The 15,526-nt window shown below is 66.5% G+C and carries 20 protein-coding genes; 3 read left to right on the top strand and 17 right to left on the bottom strand.

Annotation, left to right across the window (positions count from 1 at the left end; all coding sequences use genetic code 11):
* The first annotated feature begins 81 nt into the window (after nucleotides 1-81).
* Nucleotides 82-591: a DinB family protein gene (locus ACZYZ7_RS29965; RefSeq protein ID WP_450072646.1), complete on the top strand. Its 510-nt coding sequence runs from the start codon at nucleotides 82-84 to the stop codon at nucleotides 589-591.
* Between the two features lie 77 nt (nucleotides 592-668).
* Here the strand turns inward: ACZYZ7_RS29965 and ACZYZ7_RS29960 are convergent, their stop codons facing one another.
* From ACZYZ7_RS29960 to ACZYZ7_RS29950, 3 genes are all read right to left on the bottom strand, one after another.
* Nucleotides 669-1,124, bottom strand: a complete 456-nt coding sequence (locus tag ACZYZ7_RS29960) for a nuclear transport factor 2 family protein (protein ID WP_135458098.1) — start codon at nucleotides 1,122-1,124, stop codon at nucleotides 669-671.
* 25 nt (nucleotides 1,125-1,149) lie between these two features.
* Nucleotides 1,150-1,755 (bottom strand): NADPH-dependent F420 reductase, encoded by a 606-nt coding sequence (locus tag ACZYZ7_RS29955; protein WP_135458097.1) that lies wholly within the window; start codon nucleotides 1,753-1,755, stop codon nucleotides 1,150-1,152.
* A 75-nt stretch (nucleotides 1,756-1,830) separates the two neighbouring features.
* Entirely contained in the window at nucleotides 1,831-2,346 is a 516-nt protein-coding gene (locus ACZYZ7_RS29950) for a MarR family winged helix-turn-helix transcriptional regulator (protein ID WP_450072649.1), read from the bottom strand.
* 134 nt (nucleotides 2,347-2,480) lie between these two features.
* On the opposite strand from ACZYZ7_RS29950, the gene ACZYZ7_RS29945 reads away from it, so the two are divergent.
* On the top strand, nucleotides 2,481-2,858 hold the full coding sequence (locus ACZYZ7_RS29945) for a DoxX family protein (protein WP_463742397.1): 378 nt from the start codon (nucleotides 2,481-2,483) through the stop codon (nucleotides 2,856-2,858).
* Nucleotides 2,859-2,940: 82 nt separating this feature from the next.
* Here the strand turns inward: ACZYZ7_RS29945 and hchA are convergent, their stop codons facing one another.
* The 8 genes from hchA to ACZYZ7_RS29905 form a co-directional block, all read right to left on the bottom strand.
* The gene (hchA, locus tag ACZYZ7_RS29940) at nucleotides 2,941-3,822 is read right to left on the bottom strand and encodes a glyoxalase III HchA (protein WP_463742396.1); all 882 of its coding nucleotides are present in this window, start codon (nucleotides 3,820-3,822) and stop codon (nucleotides 2,941-2,943) included.
* Nucleotides 3,823-3,902: 80 nt separating this feature from the next.
* Complete coding sequence (locus ACZYZ7_RS29935; protein ID WP_463742395.1) at nucleotides 3,903-4,607, bottom strand: anti-sigma factor; 705 nt, start codon at nucleotides 4,605-4,607, stop codon at nucleotides 3,903-3,905.
* Complete coding sequence (locus ACZYZ7_RS29930; protein ID WP_463742394.1) at nucleotides 4,604-5,185, bottom strand: sigma-70 family RNA polymerase sigma factor; 582 nt, start codon at nucleotides 5,183-5,185, stop codon at nucleotides 4,604-4,606. The genes ACZYZ7_RS29935 and ACZYZ7_RS29930 overlap by 4 nt, the downstream gene beginning before the upstream one ends.
* Before the next feature lie 2 nt (nucleotides 5,186-5,187).
* Nucleotides 5,188-5,955, bottom strand: coding sequence for a DUF1295 domain-containing protein (locus tag ACZYZ7_RS29925; protein WP_463742435.1), 768 nt, complete (start codon nucleotides 5,953-5,955; stop codon nucleotides 5,188-5,190).
* 8 nt (nucleotides 5,956-5,963) lie between these two features.
* On the bottom strand, nucleotides 5,964-7,226 hold the full coding sequence (locus ACZYZ7_RS29920) for a class I SAM-dependent methyltransferase (RefSeq protein ID WP_463742434.1): 1,263 nt from the start codon (nucleotides 7,224-7,226) through the stop codon (nucleotides 5,964-5,966).
* 2 nt (nucleotides 7,227-7,228) lie between these two features.
* Nucleotides 7,229-7,936: a DUF1365 domain-containing protein gene (locus ACZYZ7_RS29915; RefSeq protein WP_450072655.1), complete on the bottom strand. Its 708-nt coding sequence runs from the start codon at nucleotides 7,934-7,936 to the stop codon at nucleotides 7,229-7,231.
* A complete protein-coding gene (locus ACZYZ7_RS29910; protein ID WP_463742393.1) occupies nucleotides 7,930-9,231 on the bottom strand; it encodes an NAD(P)/FAD-dependent oxidoreductase in 1,302 nt (433 codons plus the stop codon). Before ACZYZ7_RS29910 ends, ACZYZ7_RS29915 begins: the two co-directional genes overlap by 7 nt.
* A gap of 43 nt (nucleotides 9,232-9,274) precedes the next feature.
* Nucleotides 9,275-10,090, bottom strand: coding sequence for an LLM class F420-dependent oxidoreductase (locus ACZYZ7_RS29905; protein ID WP_450072657.1), 816 nt, complete (start codon nucleotides 10,088-10,090; stop codon nucleotides 9,275-9,277).
* Nucleotides 10,091-10,152: 62 nt separating this feature from the next.
* Between ACZYZ7_RS29905 and ACZYZ7_RS29900 the strand changes: the two genes are divergently transcribed.
* Nucleotides 10,153-11,250, top strand: a complete 1,098-nt coding sequence (locus ACZYZ7_RS29900) for a glutamate--cysteine ligase 2 (RefSeq protein WP_463742392.1) — start codon at nucleotides 10,153-10,155, stop codon at nucleotides 11,248-11,250.
* 49 nt (nucleotides 11,251-11,299) lie between these two features.
* Here ACZYZ7_RS29900 and ACZYZ7_RS29895 read toward each other — a convergent pair whose 3' ends face one another.
* The 6 genes from ACZYZ7_RS29895 to ACZYZ7_RS29870 all read right to left on the bottom strand — a co-directional run bounded on the left by ACZYZ7_RS29895 (nucleotide 11,300) and on the right by ACZYZ7_RS29870 (nucleotide 15,488).
* Nucleotides 11,300-12,526 (bottom strand): Nramp family divalent metal transporter, encoded by a 1,227-nt coding sequence (locus ACZYZ7_RS29895; RefSeq protein ID WP_450072659.1) that lies wholly within the window; start codon nucleotides 12,524-12,526, stop codon nucleotides 11,300-11,302.
* A gap of 94 nt (nucleotides 12,527-12,620) precedes the next feature.
* Nucleotides 12,621-12,851 carry a hypothetical protein gene (locus ACZYZ7_RS29890; RefSeq protein ID WP_167857974.1) on the bottom strand — a complete coding sequence of 77 codons (231 nt, stop codon included), beginning with the start codon at nucleotides 12,849-12,851 and terminating at the stop codon, nucleotides 12,621-12,623.
* A gap of 54 nt (nucleotides 12,852-12,905) precedes the next feature.
* A complete protein-coding gene (locus tag ACZYZ7_RS29885) occupies nucleotides 12,906-13,172 on the bottom strand; it encodes a hypothetical protein (RefSeq protein ID WP_450072660.1) in 267 nt (88 codons plus the stop codon).
* A 24-nt stretch (nucleotides 13,173-13,196) separates the two neighbouring features.
* Nucleotides 13,197-14,273, bottom strand: coding sequence for an NAD(P)H-dependent amine dehydrogenase family protein (locus tag ACZYZ7_RS29880; RefSeq protein ID WP_450072661.1), 1,077 nt, complete (start codon nucleotides 14,271-14,273; stop codon nucleotides 13,197-13,199).
* 8 nt (nucleotides 14,274-14,281) lie between these two features.
* Entirely contained in the window at nucleotides 14,282-15,073 is a 792-nt protein-coding gene (locus tag ACZYZ7_RS29875; protein ID WP_450072662.1) for an SDR family oxidoreductase, read from the bottom strand.
* Nucleotides 15,074-15,206: 133 nt separating this feature from the next.
* Nucleotides 15,207-15,488, bottom strand: coding sequence for a hypothetical protein (locus ACZYZ7_RS29870; protein WP_135458077.1), 282 nt, complete (start codon nucleotides 15,486-15,488; stop codon nucleotides 15,207-15,209).
* Between the last annotated feature and the right edge of the window lie 38 nt (nucleotides 15,489-15,526).

The following is a 15,526-nucleotide window of genomic DNA, read 5'->3' as shown; positions in this document are numbered from 1 at the left end:
ACATATGCACCGGCGTCAGCACAAGGCCTACCGTCCCGGCGGCGGTGGCGATGTCGGAGTGCGATGGCAGCATCACGGGGCATGACGTCGATCCAGCGGCCGATGCCGCCACTGAATGCTGATGAGCGCATGACGCTGGAGAGCTGGTTGGACTTCTATCGCGCCACGTTGATGTTGAAATGCGACGGCCTGGATGATGCGCAGCTGCGTTCGGCGTCGGTGCCGCCGTCCGGGCTGACCTTGCTGGGGCTGGTGCAGCACGCGGCGGAAGTCGAACGTAACTGGTTCCGCAGAGTGCTCACCGGTGAAGACGCGCCACCGATCTTCGGACCCCGGGATCCGAACGGCCATGACGGTGGCTTTGAGGTATCCGCGCAATCGTCATTCCGCTCTGCCGCCCAGATCTGGAACGACGAGGTCGAGCAGGCACGTCTCAACTGTGCCGAGCGTCGGCTCGATGACACCGCCGCATTCATGGACGGCGAGGTCAGTTTGCGTTGGATCTACACGCACATGATCGCCGAGTACGCCCGCCATTGTGGGCACGCGGATCTGATCCGCGAACGTATCGACGGGCAGGCGGGGGTCTGAGAACGGCGCCTGCTGGCGGAGTTGCCCTGCGAGTACCGAGAACGGCTCCCGGAGGCATCCGGACATGTCAACCCAGATCAGCTCGGGTCGGTGGCGTCAGGTTCGAAGGTGCGTCCCTCAAGTGCTGCGGAGACCCGGAGCGGGTCGAGGTAGTCACGCCAGTGGGTGACTTTCCGGTCTTTGACCGTGGCCACCGAGATGTACCTGTTGCCGTACGGCTTGCCGGTCGCCACCACGCGGCCTGCCGATGAGTATTCGAGTACGACCGTGGACGTCGATGGTGAGTGATGCGTCCGCAGGTCGTAACAGCGGTCGAGGAAGAAGGTGTCGCCGTAGCCCCGGTACAGCTCGACCAGGTTGTCGCGGCCCACGACATGGCGTGGGTAGCCGGGGACCGTGATGATGAAATCGAAAACGACGTCCTCGGCCAGTAGGTCGAAGAAGTGCTCGCCGTCGACCAATCCCGCGAGGCCCTGCTCGATGATCCGAAAGAACGGATCGAGTGCACGGAAGTCTTCGATGTCGTCGATCACTGAATTTCTCCCTGGGTCGAGGGGGTCAGTCCTGCTTCAGCAGATGCAGGCCGGACAGGGGTCCTCCGTCGATCTGCATGAGCCGACCGCCGTCGCGGAGGGGCCCGATATCGACTGCGGCGAACCCGAATTCATCGATGAGAGCACCGACGGTGGCCTTGGCGTCGTCGTCATCGCCGGCGTAGAAGACAACTTGGCGGCCGGCTTCGTGGCGGGGATCTGCGTCGATGTAGGCGGCGTACAACGTGTTGAATGCCTTGACGACCCGCGCGCCCGGCGCGTGGGCGGCGATGATCTCGCTGCCGGTCTGGTCGCCGAGTTCGGCGGGAACCAGTGCGCCGTCGACAACCTCGAAAATGTTGGTGGTGTCGACCAGGATGCGACCATCCCAGTTCGGCAGGGAGTCGAGGACGTCGGTCGCCACGGACCAATGTGTTGCCAGGAAGACGATGTCGGCCTGCGCCGCTTCGGCCGCGGTCCCGGCCGTGGCCAACGGACCGAGATCGTCGACGACGGCGGCAAGCGATTGCGGCCCACGGCTATTGGATATGGTCACCGGGTATCCGGCCTTGACGACATGCCGGGCGAGTGCGAGTCCGATATTCCCCGCGCCGATTGTTCCGAATCGCATGGTCTCCTCCTGGTGACGATTGAAGATTCAACTCACGTAACCGTGGCGGGGCGCCCAGTATTTCCGACGGCATCGTCAGCCGCGACGTGCCCGGTCCTCCCACGGCGGGCGCTCGCCGGTCGTGTTGAGCTGTTCGAGGATGACTTCCGACGCGCGCCCGAGCTGGCGCAACTGTTGTGAGGTGAGTGGGTCGATCACCAGCCGCCGCACGGCATCCACGTGTCCCGGTGCGCTCGCCACCACTTTGTCGTGGCCTTCGTCGGTGAGTGTCACCAGCGTGACGCGGCCGTTGTCGGGGTCTGGGGCACGGGTTACCCAGCCCCGATTTTCCAGAGCCGATACGGCGTGCGAGGCCCGTGACAACGATCCGCTGGCGAGTAGCGCCAGGTGGCTCATTGCCAGGGTGCGATCGGGTGCCTCGCTCAGGGCCGCAAGCACGAAATAGCCGAAGAGCGACAGTTTCGAGTCGCGGCGCAACTGCGTCTCAAGGGCGCTCGCCAGGGCCATCATCGTCGCGCTGAACGGTAGCCATGCCGCGAGCTCCGCCTCGCTGAGCCAGTGCGTATCCGCTCGGTCGGACGTGTCGGTCACGGGATTGAGGGTAATCCCTTTACTTGATGTTTCCTGTGCGCAGACGGGCGGAATAATGTGAAACTTCAAGTCATTGCTGACGAGGTGGGGCTGTTATTGGCACTGAGCTCCACCCGACAATTGAGGAGAGCACCATGAACATCGCCTTGTGGACCGCCGCCATCGTCCTGGCTGCGGGCTTTGTGGGAAGCGGGTTGATGAAACTGGCTGTGCCCAAAGACAAGCTGGTCAGTTCCGGGCAGGGCTGGGCGCAGGATGTGAGCCCGGCCGCCATTCGTGCCATTGGATCTGTCGAGATCCTCGGCGCGGTCGGGTTGATCGTGCCGGCAGTAACACATATCGCCCCGGTGCTCGTTCCGCTGGCAGCCGTCGGCCTGGCACTCGTCATGGTCGGCGCGGCCTCCGTTCACGCCCGCAGGAAGGAATGGGCAAACATCGTCGTCAACGTCGTGCTGTTCGTTTTGGCGGTGTTCGTTGCCTGGGGCCGGTTCGGGTCTTTCCCGCTCGGCTGATGACACTGACCCGGGGCGTGACGGCCAGGTCAAGGCCGGGCGCGTCACGCCGACCAGGATCATCGTCGCGAGCGCCTGCTGATCAGGCCTGACGCTCCAGCCCGAGCGCATCGAGCAGGCAGTTGACGGCCAGTTTGCCCAGTGCGTCGGATGCCAGCGGGCTGTCACCGGTGAGCAGTCGGCGGTCTTGATACACGGTGCCGGCCATCTTGTCGTTGACGATGGTGAGCCCCTGCTTGGCCAGCAGATCGGCGACGAGCCACTGCAGGTGCCCGGGCAGGTACCCGATGTCGATGTTGGGACCCTCGTCGAGCGAGTCGGGGAACACGCACACCGAATATCCAGCCAGCGGTGACGGGGACTTGCCGAGGCCGGCGGCCAGCAGTGCCGCCGGACCGTGGCACAGGGTGATGATGAACCGGCCGTGGTCCAGGGCCCAGTTCAGCGTCTGGCCCACCGGTTCGCTGCCCGGCAACCCGACGACGGCACCGTGGCCGCCGGGAATGAAGACCGCCAGGTAGTCGGAGGCTCTGAGATTGTCGACCAGGTCGGACAGCTTGAGAGGTTGTTTGAGCTTGGGTTTGAGGGCCTCATAGGTCGACATCACGGTTGGGTCCTCGTGGGGCAGAGCCCACAACTCCAGCTTGGCCGGGTACCCGGAGATGGTCGCGACGTCGACGTCGAATCCGGTCTGCATCAGGTGGTGCAGCGGCAGCAGCATCTCCACCGGATGATTACCGGTGGAGAACATCTTCCCGTTCTGGCACAACACATATCGCTCTTCGGTGGCGATCATCAGCACCTTCCACCGGCCCTCGGTGTAGGCGCCCTTGTGTTCGACGCCGGCGAAGTCGGTCTTGGCTGAGGTGTACTGACTCAACGAGTAGGGCGACGGGAAGTAGGCGTTGTCCTCGGCCAGATCGGGGCTGGGCACCTTGCTGAGGTTGTCTGAGTCTTGTGACATCTCGTGTCACCTACTTCCGTAAGCAATTCTCGCGGTCGTCTCAGCAATACCCCGGTTCCGCCCGCCCCATGCATGCCACATCACCGCAGGGGCAACTCGGCGAAGATCGGCGTGGTCGGTGCCGTCGAACCACGACCCGGCTCGACGGTGAAGGCCAATGCCGACGCGTCACCGAGGTTCGGCAACACCGCCGTGGTCGACGGCGCGACGGCATCCGAGTCCATGGTGCCCGCCGATTCCGGCCCGCCCTCGCGTAGCAGCCACATCTGATAGACCGTGCCGGATTCCGGGGGCGTGACACCGTTCATCACCAGCACGCCGGCGTTGCGTTCGCGGGAGAACACCACCGTTGCGGTGCCGCCGGTGGGAATGGCGCCGGAGACGGTCCGCACATCGGGGGCGGCAAAGATCTGCTCGGCAGTCGATGGTGTCGGGGCCGGCCGCATCGCGATGCCTATCCCTATGCCCGCGATGGCGACCACGGCGGCGGCCGCCGCGGCCAGTGCAGCGGTGCGCCAGCGGTGCCGGGTGGGCCGCAGCTCACCTGCCGACACCGCCGCCAGCAGCCGGTCCCGCAGATCGGCGGGCGGCTCAAGCGCGGTGCTCGCCGCCACGGTGGCCATGGTCTCGCGCACGTCCCGTACTTCATTCGCGAACTGCACGGTGACCTCCGGCGGTGCCGCCACCAGGCGCTGCTCGATATCGGTGCGCTCGGCGTCGGATACCGCGTGCAGTGCGTACGGGGTGGCGAGCGTGGTCAGCTCGGGGTCCATCGGTTCGGTCATGCGGCCCCCAGGCAATTGCGAAGGCCGCGGATCGCGTCCCGCATCCGGGATTTGATGGTGGAGAGATTGGCTGCCAGCCGTTGGGACACTTGGCTGTAGGTCAGCCCGTCGTAGTAGGCGAGGTGGATGCACTCGCGCTGGTCCTCGGTCAGCGAGGACAGGCAGTCGGCCACCCTGCGTTGCTCGTCTTGGGTGATCACCGAGTCGGCGACGTGGTCGACGGGCGGCTCGACGTTGCTCGCGCCGTAGCGGGACTCACGCCGGCTGGCGGCTTGTTCGGCGCGCACCCGGTCCACCGCGCGCCGGTGTGCCAGCGTCATCAGCCAGGCCATCGGGGAACCGGCAGCCGGGTTGTAGGTGTCCGCGGCGTGCCAGACCTGAAGGTAGATGTCCTGGGTGGTTTCCTCGCTGTATCCCGGATCCCGAAGAACCCGGGTGACCAGACCGAACACCCTTGACCTCGTCTGGTCGTACAGGGCCGCGAAGGCGTCGACGTCGTGTCGGGCCACCCGGCGTAGCAACGCGTCGAGTTCGGCGGTCACCCACAGCAGCCTAGCCACTGGGGCCGGCATCGTCATGCTTATCCGGATCTCGGCGGGGTGGGAATGAAAAATGAAGTGCGCGAGCAGTATTCAGGGAATCCCGGTCGTCCGGCCATGTGTTTCTCGGCGAGTCGCGCACCGGTCGCATACACCAGGAAGTACGTCATCAACACCGGGGACAGCACTGTCACCAGCGATCCCCAGCCGCAGATGCTCACCAACCACAGGCCCCACCACACGCAGCTGTCCCCGAAGTAGTTCGGATGGCGCGTCCAGGCCCACAGGCCGCGGTCCATGATCGCGCCTTTGTTGGCCGGGTCGGATTTGAACCGGCGCAGCTGGTGGTCGCCGATCGCCTCGAAGGCCAGCCCGACCGCCCAGACCGTCACGCCGGCAATCAGAACCGGCCGCAGGGCCGTGGGCGTCGGTTCGAGGGCGGCCGACAGCTGCACCGGTAGCGAGACGAACCACGTTGCGGCCGCCTGGATCACGAAGATCTTGCGCAGCGCGTGACCGGCCGAAAAGTCGCCGCCGAGCAGCTGCCGGTAGCGCGGATCCTCACCCTTTCCCGCCGATTTGAGCACCATGTGCCAGGACAACCGTCCCGCCCAGAGCCCGACCAGGACGAGCAGCAGGATGCGGCGGAAGGGATCGCCGGCGCCCAGCGCAGCGCTGATCGCGGCGACCACGATGAACCCGACACCCCACGCGACGTCGACCACGTTGTACCGGCCGAGTCTCCGGCCGATCAGAAAAGTGGATCCGTGCACGACGCCCAGCGCGGCCAGCGAAACCGCGGCGATCACGAGAAAGTTCACCGGTGTCCTCCTGTCGGTGCGAATGTCCACTGATAGACGTCGAGATAACCGGCGTTGAATCCCGCCTCGGAGTAGGCCAGGTACAGCTCCCACATCCGCTGGAATACATCGTCGAATCCCTGTGGCGCCAGCGCGTCGTGGCGCGCGAGGAAGCTCTCACGCCACAACCGGAGGGTCTCGGCGTAGTGCGGGCGCAGCGACATCATGTCGACCGTGCGCAGCCGGGTACCGCGTTCGGTCAGGCCGATGATCGCCTCGGTCGAGGGCAGCAGTCCGCCCGGGAAGATGTACTTCTGTATCCAGGTGTAGGTGTCGCGGGAGGCCAGCATGCGATCGTGCGGCATCGTGATCGCCTGGATCGTGATCCGGCCGCCCGGCAGAACCAGACGGTCGAGGGCTTGAAAGTAGGTGGGCCAGAATCGGTGTCCGACCGCTTCGACCATCTCGACGGAAAGCACGGCGTCGTAGCAGCCGTCGACATCGCGGTAGTCGAGCAGGTCGATGTCGACGTGGTCGGACAGGCCCGCGGCCGCCACTCGGTGCCGGGCCAGCCGTTGCTGCTCGGACGAGAGGGTGATCGACCGGACCTGGGCGCCGCGCGCGGCGGCACGGATGCAGAGTTCGCCCCAGCCGGTCCCGATCTCCAGGACCCGACTGCCCGGCCCGACCCCGGCCCCGTCGAGCAGTCGGTCGACCTTGCGGCGCTGGGCATCTGCCAGCTCGGACCGAGTCGCAGGCAGGTGCTCGAACAGTGCGCTGGAGTACGTCATCGTCTCGTCGAGGAACTCCGAGAAGAGCTCATTGGACAGGTCGTAGTGGGCCGAGACATTCCGCCGGGCCTGCGCGGGCTCATTGTGCTGGGAACGTGGTGGCCGAGGCAGGGCCACAGTCCGGAACCGTTGCAGTGCAGCGGGAATCAGATCGCTCATCGATCTTCCGAACTCGGTGAGCAATCCGACGAGGTCGGTGGAATGCCACTCACCGGCCATGTACGACTCACCGAACCCGATCAGGCCGTACCGGCCGATCCTGCGGGTGAGAGCGTCCGGTCGGTCGATGACCATGGTGGGTAACGTCGGGTCGGCCGCCCCGATGACGGTTCCGCCGGGCAGCGTCAAACGCACCGGCAATGTGGCGGCGGCCCGCTCCAGCAGCCGTGCGGCCACCGCGCCGGCGATGGCGGCGGCCGGTCCGCCCGGCGGCCGCGCCACGTCGGGCCAGCGCGTCGCGTCGATGGTGGAGCGCGTCTCGATCTGGATGCTCACAGCGACCTTTCTCGGGGTATCACGGGAACCCGGCGCAGCCACAACTTGATCCCTTCGATCCGGATGGCGATGGCGCCTGCCAGCGGGGCCAGCGGCGCGGCCAGTTGAAGGCGGAGGACCTCCGCGGTGGTCGCCGCCCTGCGGTCACCCCGCAATGTGGCGACAAAGGCCGGATGGCCCTGACGGTGAAGGGAAATCGTCACGTCTACATGCTCAGCGGGTTCGGGAGCCAGGACCCGGTAGTGCCCGTCGACGGCATTGAACGGTGAGACGTACATGCGCTTGGCTACTCGGGCGCGACCGTGGGCGGGCAGCAGATAGGCGTGACGCTGGCCGTAGGTGTTGTGCACCTCGGCCACCACGAAACGCAACGTGCCGCCGGCATCGTGACACCAGTACAGGCTCAGTGGGTTGAACACATATCCCAGCACCCTCGCCTGCAGAAGTGCGGTCACGCTGCCGCCCTCGAGGTCCACATCGTGCGACTGCAGAAACGCGTCAACGCGTTGACGCAGTGAGTCTTTCGGGGTACCGGCGAAGTGGTCGCCGACCTCGAACCGGGCGAACGGACCCAGCCAGCGAGGTAGGCGCGGCATCCGGTCCAGATCGACGTACCAGCTGTACCCACGGTAGGTGAAACGATGACGCACCGGTGCCTGGCGGAGATGGGTGATCCGGGTGCGGTAGATGGCGGGAGTCAGCATGCCAGCGGCTCCGGTGCCGACTGGCCGGCCCACCGGGCTCCCAGTCGTTGGGCGGCCCGCCACCCCGACAGGGCGCCGTCCTCGTGAAACCCCCAGCCGTGATAGGCGCCGGCGAACACCACCCGGTCATCGTTGAGGGAAGGCAGGAGCTGTTGAGCGGCAACAGATTCAGCTGTGTAGGCCGGATGGCTGTAGAGCATCTCGCACAGCACAGCCGAGGGGTCGACCCGATCGGCCGCGCCGAGCGTGACCAGGTAACGGCGGGGGCCGCCCAACCGCATCAGCCTGGTGATGTCGTAGGTGACGGTGACTGCGCGATTGAAGGGATCGATCAGGTAGTTCCATGACGCTCGCGCCCGCGGTAGGCGTGGCAGCAGGGACTCGTCGGTGTGCAGTTGCGCCTGGTTGAGGTGGTAGGGGATGGCGCCGAGGACGGATCGTTCGGCAACGGTGGGTTCGGCCAGCATCAGCAGAGCCTCGCTGGGGTGTGCGGCGATCACGACGGCGTCGAACTGCCGGGGCTCGTGGCCGTCCACAGTGACCGAGACGCCGTCGGTGCATCGCCGCACGGATCGCACGTGTGCGCCGGTGACGGCCTCATGCACTCTGGACACGATGGCGTCGACGTAGGTGCCCGACCCGCCCTGCACCGTGCGCCACGTCGGTGAGCCGAAGGTCGACAGCATGCCGTGGTGCTGCAGGAAGACGAACAGGTAGCGGGCCGGATAACCCAGCGCGTCACCCGGCGGGCACGACCAGACCGCGGCTACCAGTGGGGTCATGAACCGGTCGATGAAGTATTGGGAGAACTCGTGGCGCCGGACGAACTCGTCCAGGGTCTCCTCGTCCCGGCCGGCGGGCCGGCTCAGTAGCCGGGTTGCCAGGCGGTGGAATCGGGTGATCTCGCCAAGCATCAGCAGATAACGAGGCCGCGTCAGGTTGGACCAGGCCGGGAACAGGCCGCCAAGGCCACGTGCGCCCGCGTACTCCAAACCGCTGCCGTCGTCGCGCACCGACATCGACATGTCGGTGTTCTGCGTACGGACTCCGAGTTCGTCGAACAGCCGGCACAGAGTCGGATACGTGCGGTCGTTGTGCACCAGGAAAGCGGTGTCCAGGGCGACCGTGCGGCCGTCCTCGGCGACATGCTGTGTATGCGCATGTCCGCCGAAGCGGTCGTCGCACTCCAGGAGGGTGACCCGGTCGCGGGCCGACAGGACATACGCGGCGGTCAGGCCGGCGACGCCGCTGCCGATCACCGCTACCGAACGCGCACCAGGATGAATGTGCTCCACACCCGGTATTCGGAGCCGGATGGGGTTCGGATGGAGAGAAGTTCTACCGGAGTTCGGCGATCACCTTCGCGAACGTCTCGGCGTGGGCGATCTGCACGATGACATAGGTGATGCCGTACTTCTCGCGCAGCCCACGAATGTGGTCGGCCATCGCGCTGACCGATCCCGACAGCACTCCGGGGTGCCGCAGCAGCTCTTCGTCGCTGAGCCCCGGCAGGAAATGACGAGGAACGTTGAGGATGGGCATTTCACTGCCGGGAGCGGGCATCGCGGTGACCGCGATATTGAGCTCCAGCTCGTCGAACCGATCGCCGGCGGTGTTGCGCAGGAACGAAATTCGGTCGGCCAGCGGGTCGCCGTCGACATGAGCGCCACCGGTGAGGCCGATGATGTCGGCGGTCTGGGCAGCCACCGTCAGCAGCCGGTCGCCGTTGCCCGCGATGAGGATCGGAATGTCGGGTGCATGCTCGCGTAGATACTCGGTGGTGTGGCGCAGATAGTCGATACGGTCGCGCGCGCTGGGGAACGGTAGCTCCGCGGCGTCGAACTCCTCGCGCACGTACCCCGCGCCGAGACCGAGGTCGAACCGGCCACCGGACAGATCCCGCAGGGCGGTGGCGTCACGCGCCAGCAGCGCCGGCTTGTAGAAGCCCGCGTTGAGCACGAACGTCCCGACGCGCAGTGTGCTGGTCGCCGCGGCGATCGCGGTCAGGGTCGGGAACGGGGCGGGCGCGCCGAGATGGTCGGGCACGTTGAGCACGTCGAAGCCGAGGTCTTCGGCACGCCGGGCCTCGTCGGCAATCTGTGATTGGGATTCGACGGTTCGCAGGCTGACACCAAAGCGGAAATCGTTGGGCATCACCCGATCTTAGGCACGGCGGTTGCAGGTTTGGGGGCGTCTGCTGTGGGCAATTCTGAGCCGTGACGAGTCATCCGACGGTGGGCGTGGAGGAGGAGTTCCTGCTCATCGACCCACAGAGCGGCGAACCGATCGCCCGCAACAAACAGGTCGCCGCACGCGCCGCCCTGCACGGGGTCGACCTGCAACTGGAGCTGACCAGCTGCCAGGTTGAAACCACTACGGATGTGATGGATAACAGCGGCGCGCTGCGCTGCGAACTGACCAGGTTGCGCCGGATTGCCACCGAGGCCGCCGCCGCCAATGGGGCGCAGCTGTTGGCCGTTGCGCTGCCGCCGACCGTGCCGCACAAATTCCCGGTGACGCCGACCGCGCGCTACCGCAGGATCGCCCACCGGTTCGGCATGCTCGCCCACGAGCAGGGCATCTGCGGCTGTCACGTTCATGTCGCAGTGCCCGACCGCGAGGCCGCGATTCACGTCAGCAACTGGCTACGGCCGTGGCTGCATGTGTTGTTGGCGCTGACCGCCAACTCGGCGATCTACCGCAACACCGACAGCGGGTATGCCAGCTTCCGCAACGTGCTGTGGACGCGGTGGCCGAACTCGGGACCTCCGCCGCATTTCGATTCGGCCGCGCAGTACGACGCCGCCGTCAGCATGCTGGAACGAGCGGGCGTTGCGCTGGACGACGGCATGATCTATTGGGATGTCCGGCCGTCGGCGAATTTCCCGACCGTGGAAGTGCGGGTGTGCGATGTGCCGGCCACCGTCGCTGAGACCGTGTTGGTCGCCACGCTGATCCGCGCCGGGGTGATGACGGCGCTGCACGCGTACGACGCGGGCGAATCGGTTCCGCACCTGGCGGACTACCAAATCCGTGCGGCACATTGGGAAGCCGCTCACGACGGCCTGAACGGCGACTGTATCGATCTGCTCGGAGACCAGTCGCCCGTCCCGGCGCGGGAGTTGCTCGGCCGGTTCGTCGAAACGGTGCGGCCGGCCCTGTTGCAGTTGGGCGACTACGACATGGTCCGTGGCGAGCTAGGCCGCGTCGTCGCCGAGGGCAACGGTGCGATGCGGCAGCGTCGGGCCTGGCGGCGTCGTGGTGAAATCGCTGATGTGATAGGCGAATTGGCGGCTGCTGTGATCAGCGATTAGCGCTGCCCAGCGCCGCAGGAACTCGATCCAGGCGTGCGGAAGCAAGCATTCAGCCCCTCACGGTCAGATAGATCAACACCACGTTGAGCACACTTATCAATCCGGCCACACCCCAGCCGAGGGCCGTGGTGACGCGGTGGTTGACGTCGTCGCCCATCAGGGTCGTGTTACTGGTCAACCGCACCAGCGGGATCAGCGCCAGCGGTATGCCGAACGAGAGCACGACCTGGGACAGCACCAGGGCGCGACTGGGGTCGACGCCGATGGCCAGGACGGCGAGAGCCGGGATCAGGGTGACCACGCGACGCAACAGCAGCGGGTAGGAGCGACGTAGCAGCCCCTGCATGATCATCGCGCCCGCATACGCGCCGACCGAGGTCGACGCGAGGCCGGAGGCCAGCAGTCCGATCGCGAACAGCAGGGCGACCGTCGGGCCCAGGGTGTCGCGGACCGCGGCGTGGGCTCCCTCGATGGAGTCGGTGTTGTCGCGCCCCTGCAGGTTGATTGCCGCGACCAGCAGCATGGCCAGGTTCACCGCGCCTGCCAGCAGCATCGCGAGCCCGACGTCGTAGCGCGTCACCCGCAGCAGACGTCGTCGCCGGGGGCCCGGTTCGGGGTGGCCGTGCCGATCACGGGCCAGGCCGGAGTGCAGATAGACCGCGTGCGGCATCACCGTGGCGCCGAGCATCGCGGTGGCCAGCAGCAGGCTTTCGGTGCCCTGGAACCGGGGGATCAGCCCGGCCGCGACCTCGGCCGCCGGGGGAGTCTCGACGAACAGGCTGGTCAGAAAGCCGATCGCGATGATCATCAGCAGTCCGGTGATCACCCGCTCGAACACCTGCTGACCCCGGCGGTTCTGCACGCTCAGCAGCAGTAGCGACACCACCCCGGTGATGACTCCGCCGAGTAGCAGCGGCAGGTCGAACAGGAGGTGCAGGGCGATCGCCCCGCCCACGACTTCGGCGAGATCGGTTGCGACGGCTACCAATTCGGCCTGTATCCAGTAGGCGATACGGGACGGGGTGCGCGTGTGGTCGGCGATCACCTCGGGCAGCGAGCGGCCGGTGACCAGGCCCAGCTTGGCCGAGAGGTACTGCACCAGGCCGGCCATGGCGTTGGCCACCACGATGACCCAGACCAGCAGGTAGCCGAACTGCGCGCCCGCGCTGACATTCGCGGCGACGTTCCCGGGGTCGACGTAGGCGATCGCGGCGACGAAGGCCGGCCCGAGCAGCATCCAGCTCGGCGTCGTGCGCGCCTTGGTGTCCTCTAACAACGGCTCCGCTTTCTATCCGGGTATGCGAATAGAAAAGTTAGGGTAGCCGAAACTTTCCGGCGAAGCCACGTCGGGGGGGTGGTCACCAGGGGTGTCACCAACCGACGACGATGCCGCCGAAGCCGAACATCCAGCCGTACCCGGGGCCGTAGTTCCTCATGGCGGGCGGGGAGGTCACGATCTGAGTGCTGCCATTGGTCTGGCACAGCGTGGTGTTGGGTGAGGTGTTGGTGCACTTCGGTGCGGCCGAGCCGGCCGGAGCAGTCAGAATCGCCAAACACGGCACCGCCAGCAGCGCAGCCAGGTACCGAACTATGTTCGTCATGACCTACTCCGATCCTGGAGCAAGTCTACGTCTGAACGGCGCTGTCAGCGCTGGTCAGAGCACGAAAAAATCGTCGTCCCAGGGGAACATCCCGTAGCCGGGCTGCGGCGGAGTCGAGTCGATCTGGACGTTGCCCTCGGTTGCGCATTCGGTGGTCTGTCCACCCTCGACCGAGCTGCCGCCGGTCACCTCGCACTGCGGCAGCAGGCGGGGCTCGCTGGGAGCGCTGGGTTCGGCCGAGGCCAGCGGGGCCAGGGCGATCGCCGCGGAAGCGCCGCCAACCATCAGACAACCGGTAACCGTGCTGAGGAGATTTTTCATCGCGGCGCTCCTTCCAGCGGGGATCTATCCGGCAGCGTACAGACCCCGGCCGGTGATCAACGGCAGATCGAGAGTGGTCCGGATACCCGGCTTGGCGTCCACCACCGCCGGGATCGCGTTGACCACCCGCGCCGCCGTGGCGACCAGCCCCGCGTGGTTGTGGTCGCCGTTGGGGCTGCTCAGGCGCAGGTCCAGGTGGTAGGACGGTTCACCGGTCACCACGACCCGGTATGAGCCGCCCTCCTGCGCGGGCTGCGGCCACTCGGGGCACAGGTCGTCGCGCAGCCGTGTCACGTGCTCCAGCACCACGGCTGCCTTGCCGTCGCGCATACCGCGCACCTCGAAACGCAATGCGGCAGTGGTGCCCGCCGGGATATGGCCGGCCGCGATGTCGAAGTCCTCCGGCGCCGGTACCCGGGTGTGCTCCTCGGTCACCTCGTCGAGTTCGATACCCAGGCCGGCGGCCAGCTGACGGACCACCGAACCCCAGGCCAGGGTCAACACACCTGGCTGCAGCAGCATCGGAGTTTCGTCGATCGGCTTGCCGAAGCCCATCACGTCGAACATCACCGCCGCGCTGTCGTAGGTCGCGTAATCGACGATCTCCATGCAGCGGATCTGTTCGATCTGTTGGCAGGTGCCGGCAAGGGCAAGGGGCAGAAGGTCATTCGCGAAGCCGGGGTCGATGCCATTAACAAACAGGGTCGAAGATCCCTCTTGCGCCGCCGTCTCGATGGGCTCGATCAGCTCAGCCGGCAGCACCTGCCACGGGTACTGCAGGAACACCGCGGAGCTGGCCACCACGTTGACCCCGGCCGACAGGATGCGCCGGTAGTCCTCAAGGGCCTCGGGCAGCCGGTTGTCGGCAAGGGCGGTGTACACCACGCAGTCCGGTTTGTCGGCCAGGATCGCGTCCAGGTCGTCGGTGGCCAGGATGCCTGTCGAAACATCAAGGCCGGCAAGCTCTCCGGCATCCTTGCCGGCCTTGGCCGATGAGGACACCCACACGCCGGTGAGTTCGTAGTCCGGATTGGTGACGAGCTGCTTGAGTGCGTGCTTGCCGACGTTTCCGGTGCCGACTGCCGCTACGCGAATGGGCATTCTTCTCCTCAGAGGTCAGGGATGGGCAGGTCGAGGTTGGGCATGTTCAGGCCGCCGTCGACTTCGAGCACCTTGCCGGTCAGATAGCTACCCGCCGGGGAGGACAGGTACACCGCGGCGGCGGCGATGTCGGTCGGATCGCCGAGCCGGCGCAACGGGGTGGCCTTCTCCATCGGGTCGCGAAGGGCGTCGTTGGAGGCGACGATGTCGAGGGCCGAGGTGAGGATCGAACCGGGCGCGATCGCGTTGACGCGGATGCGGGGGCTCAAGTCCAGTGCGGACAACCGGGTGTAGTGCGCGAGGGCGGCTTTCGCGGTGCCATAGGCGGCGAATCCCCGCCCGGCCAGGCGCCCCACCGTGGAGGTGATGTTGATGATGCTGCCGCCGCCGGAGTGTTCGAGCATCAACGGCACGGCCGCACACGTCAGCGCGTGCGCGGTCGACACGTTGAACGTGAACGCGTCGCGCAGATCCTTCGTGGACGTGTTCAACAGCGGCGCCGGCATGGTGCCGCCGACGTTGTTGACGACGATGTCTAGTTTGCCGAACGCCTCCACCGCGGCGGCCGCGAGCTCGGCGGTGGCCTCAGGGTGCGCCAGGTCGGCGACGACCACATGCGCCCGCCGCCCGGTCTCGGCGATCTGACTTGCCACCTCGTCGAGTTGGGCTTGCGTGCGGGCCGCGATGAGCACGTCGGCGCCCGCTTCCGCGAATGCCAGCGCGGTTGCCGCGCCCAGTCCACGCCCTGCCCCGGTGACGATCGCAACCTTGTCGTCGAGTCGGAATCTATCCAGAATCACGTGCGCTCCGTTCCCTAGCTCGGCGCCACGCTAGCAGGGCACGACAGCGTCCGTGGGTGGTTTCTGAAACACGTTCTAGTTGTCCTGTGGCGCTCGCCCGCGCGAATCGGAATCTCCCTGGGGGCGGGGAACGCTAGTACAAGTTGTTCGGGCAGGTGACATCGACATAGACGGTGTCACCCGGCATCGGCTCGGGACTTGACGAGGGGTTGTTGACCCGGACCACGGTGCAATCCGACAGCTGCTGCGTGTTGAACCCGCTGAGCCAGTTGATGTTGACGGTGTATCCCTCCGCCTCCAGATCCCTGACGACGGCATCCGCTCCGTCGGCGCCCGCGGGCGGCGCAGCGGCGCCGGCATAGGCGGTGCCGGCTAGGGCGAATACGACCGCGACGGCCCTGGCCCTCGGCAACATTCCCCAAGTATGAGGTGGTGGCCTGGGAGGTCGGGGCC

Source organism: Mycobacterium sp. IDUB_17, assembly GCF_055419465.1.
Note: the sequence above shows the minus strand (reverse complement) of the source record. Positions and strands in the feature narration are given on the sequence as shown.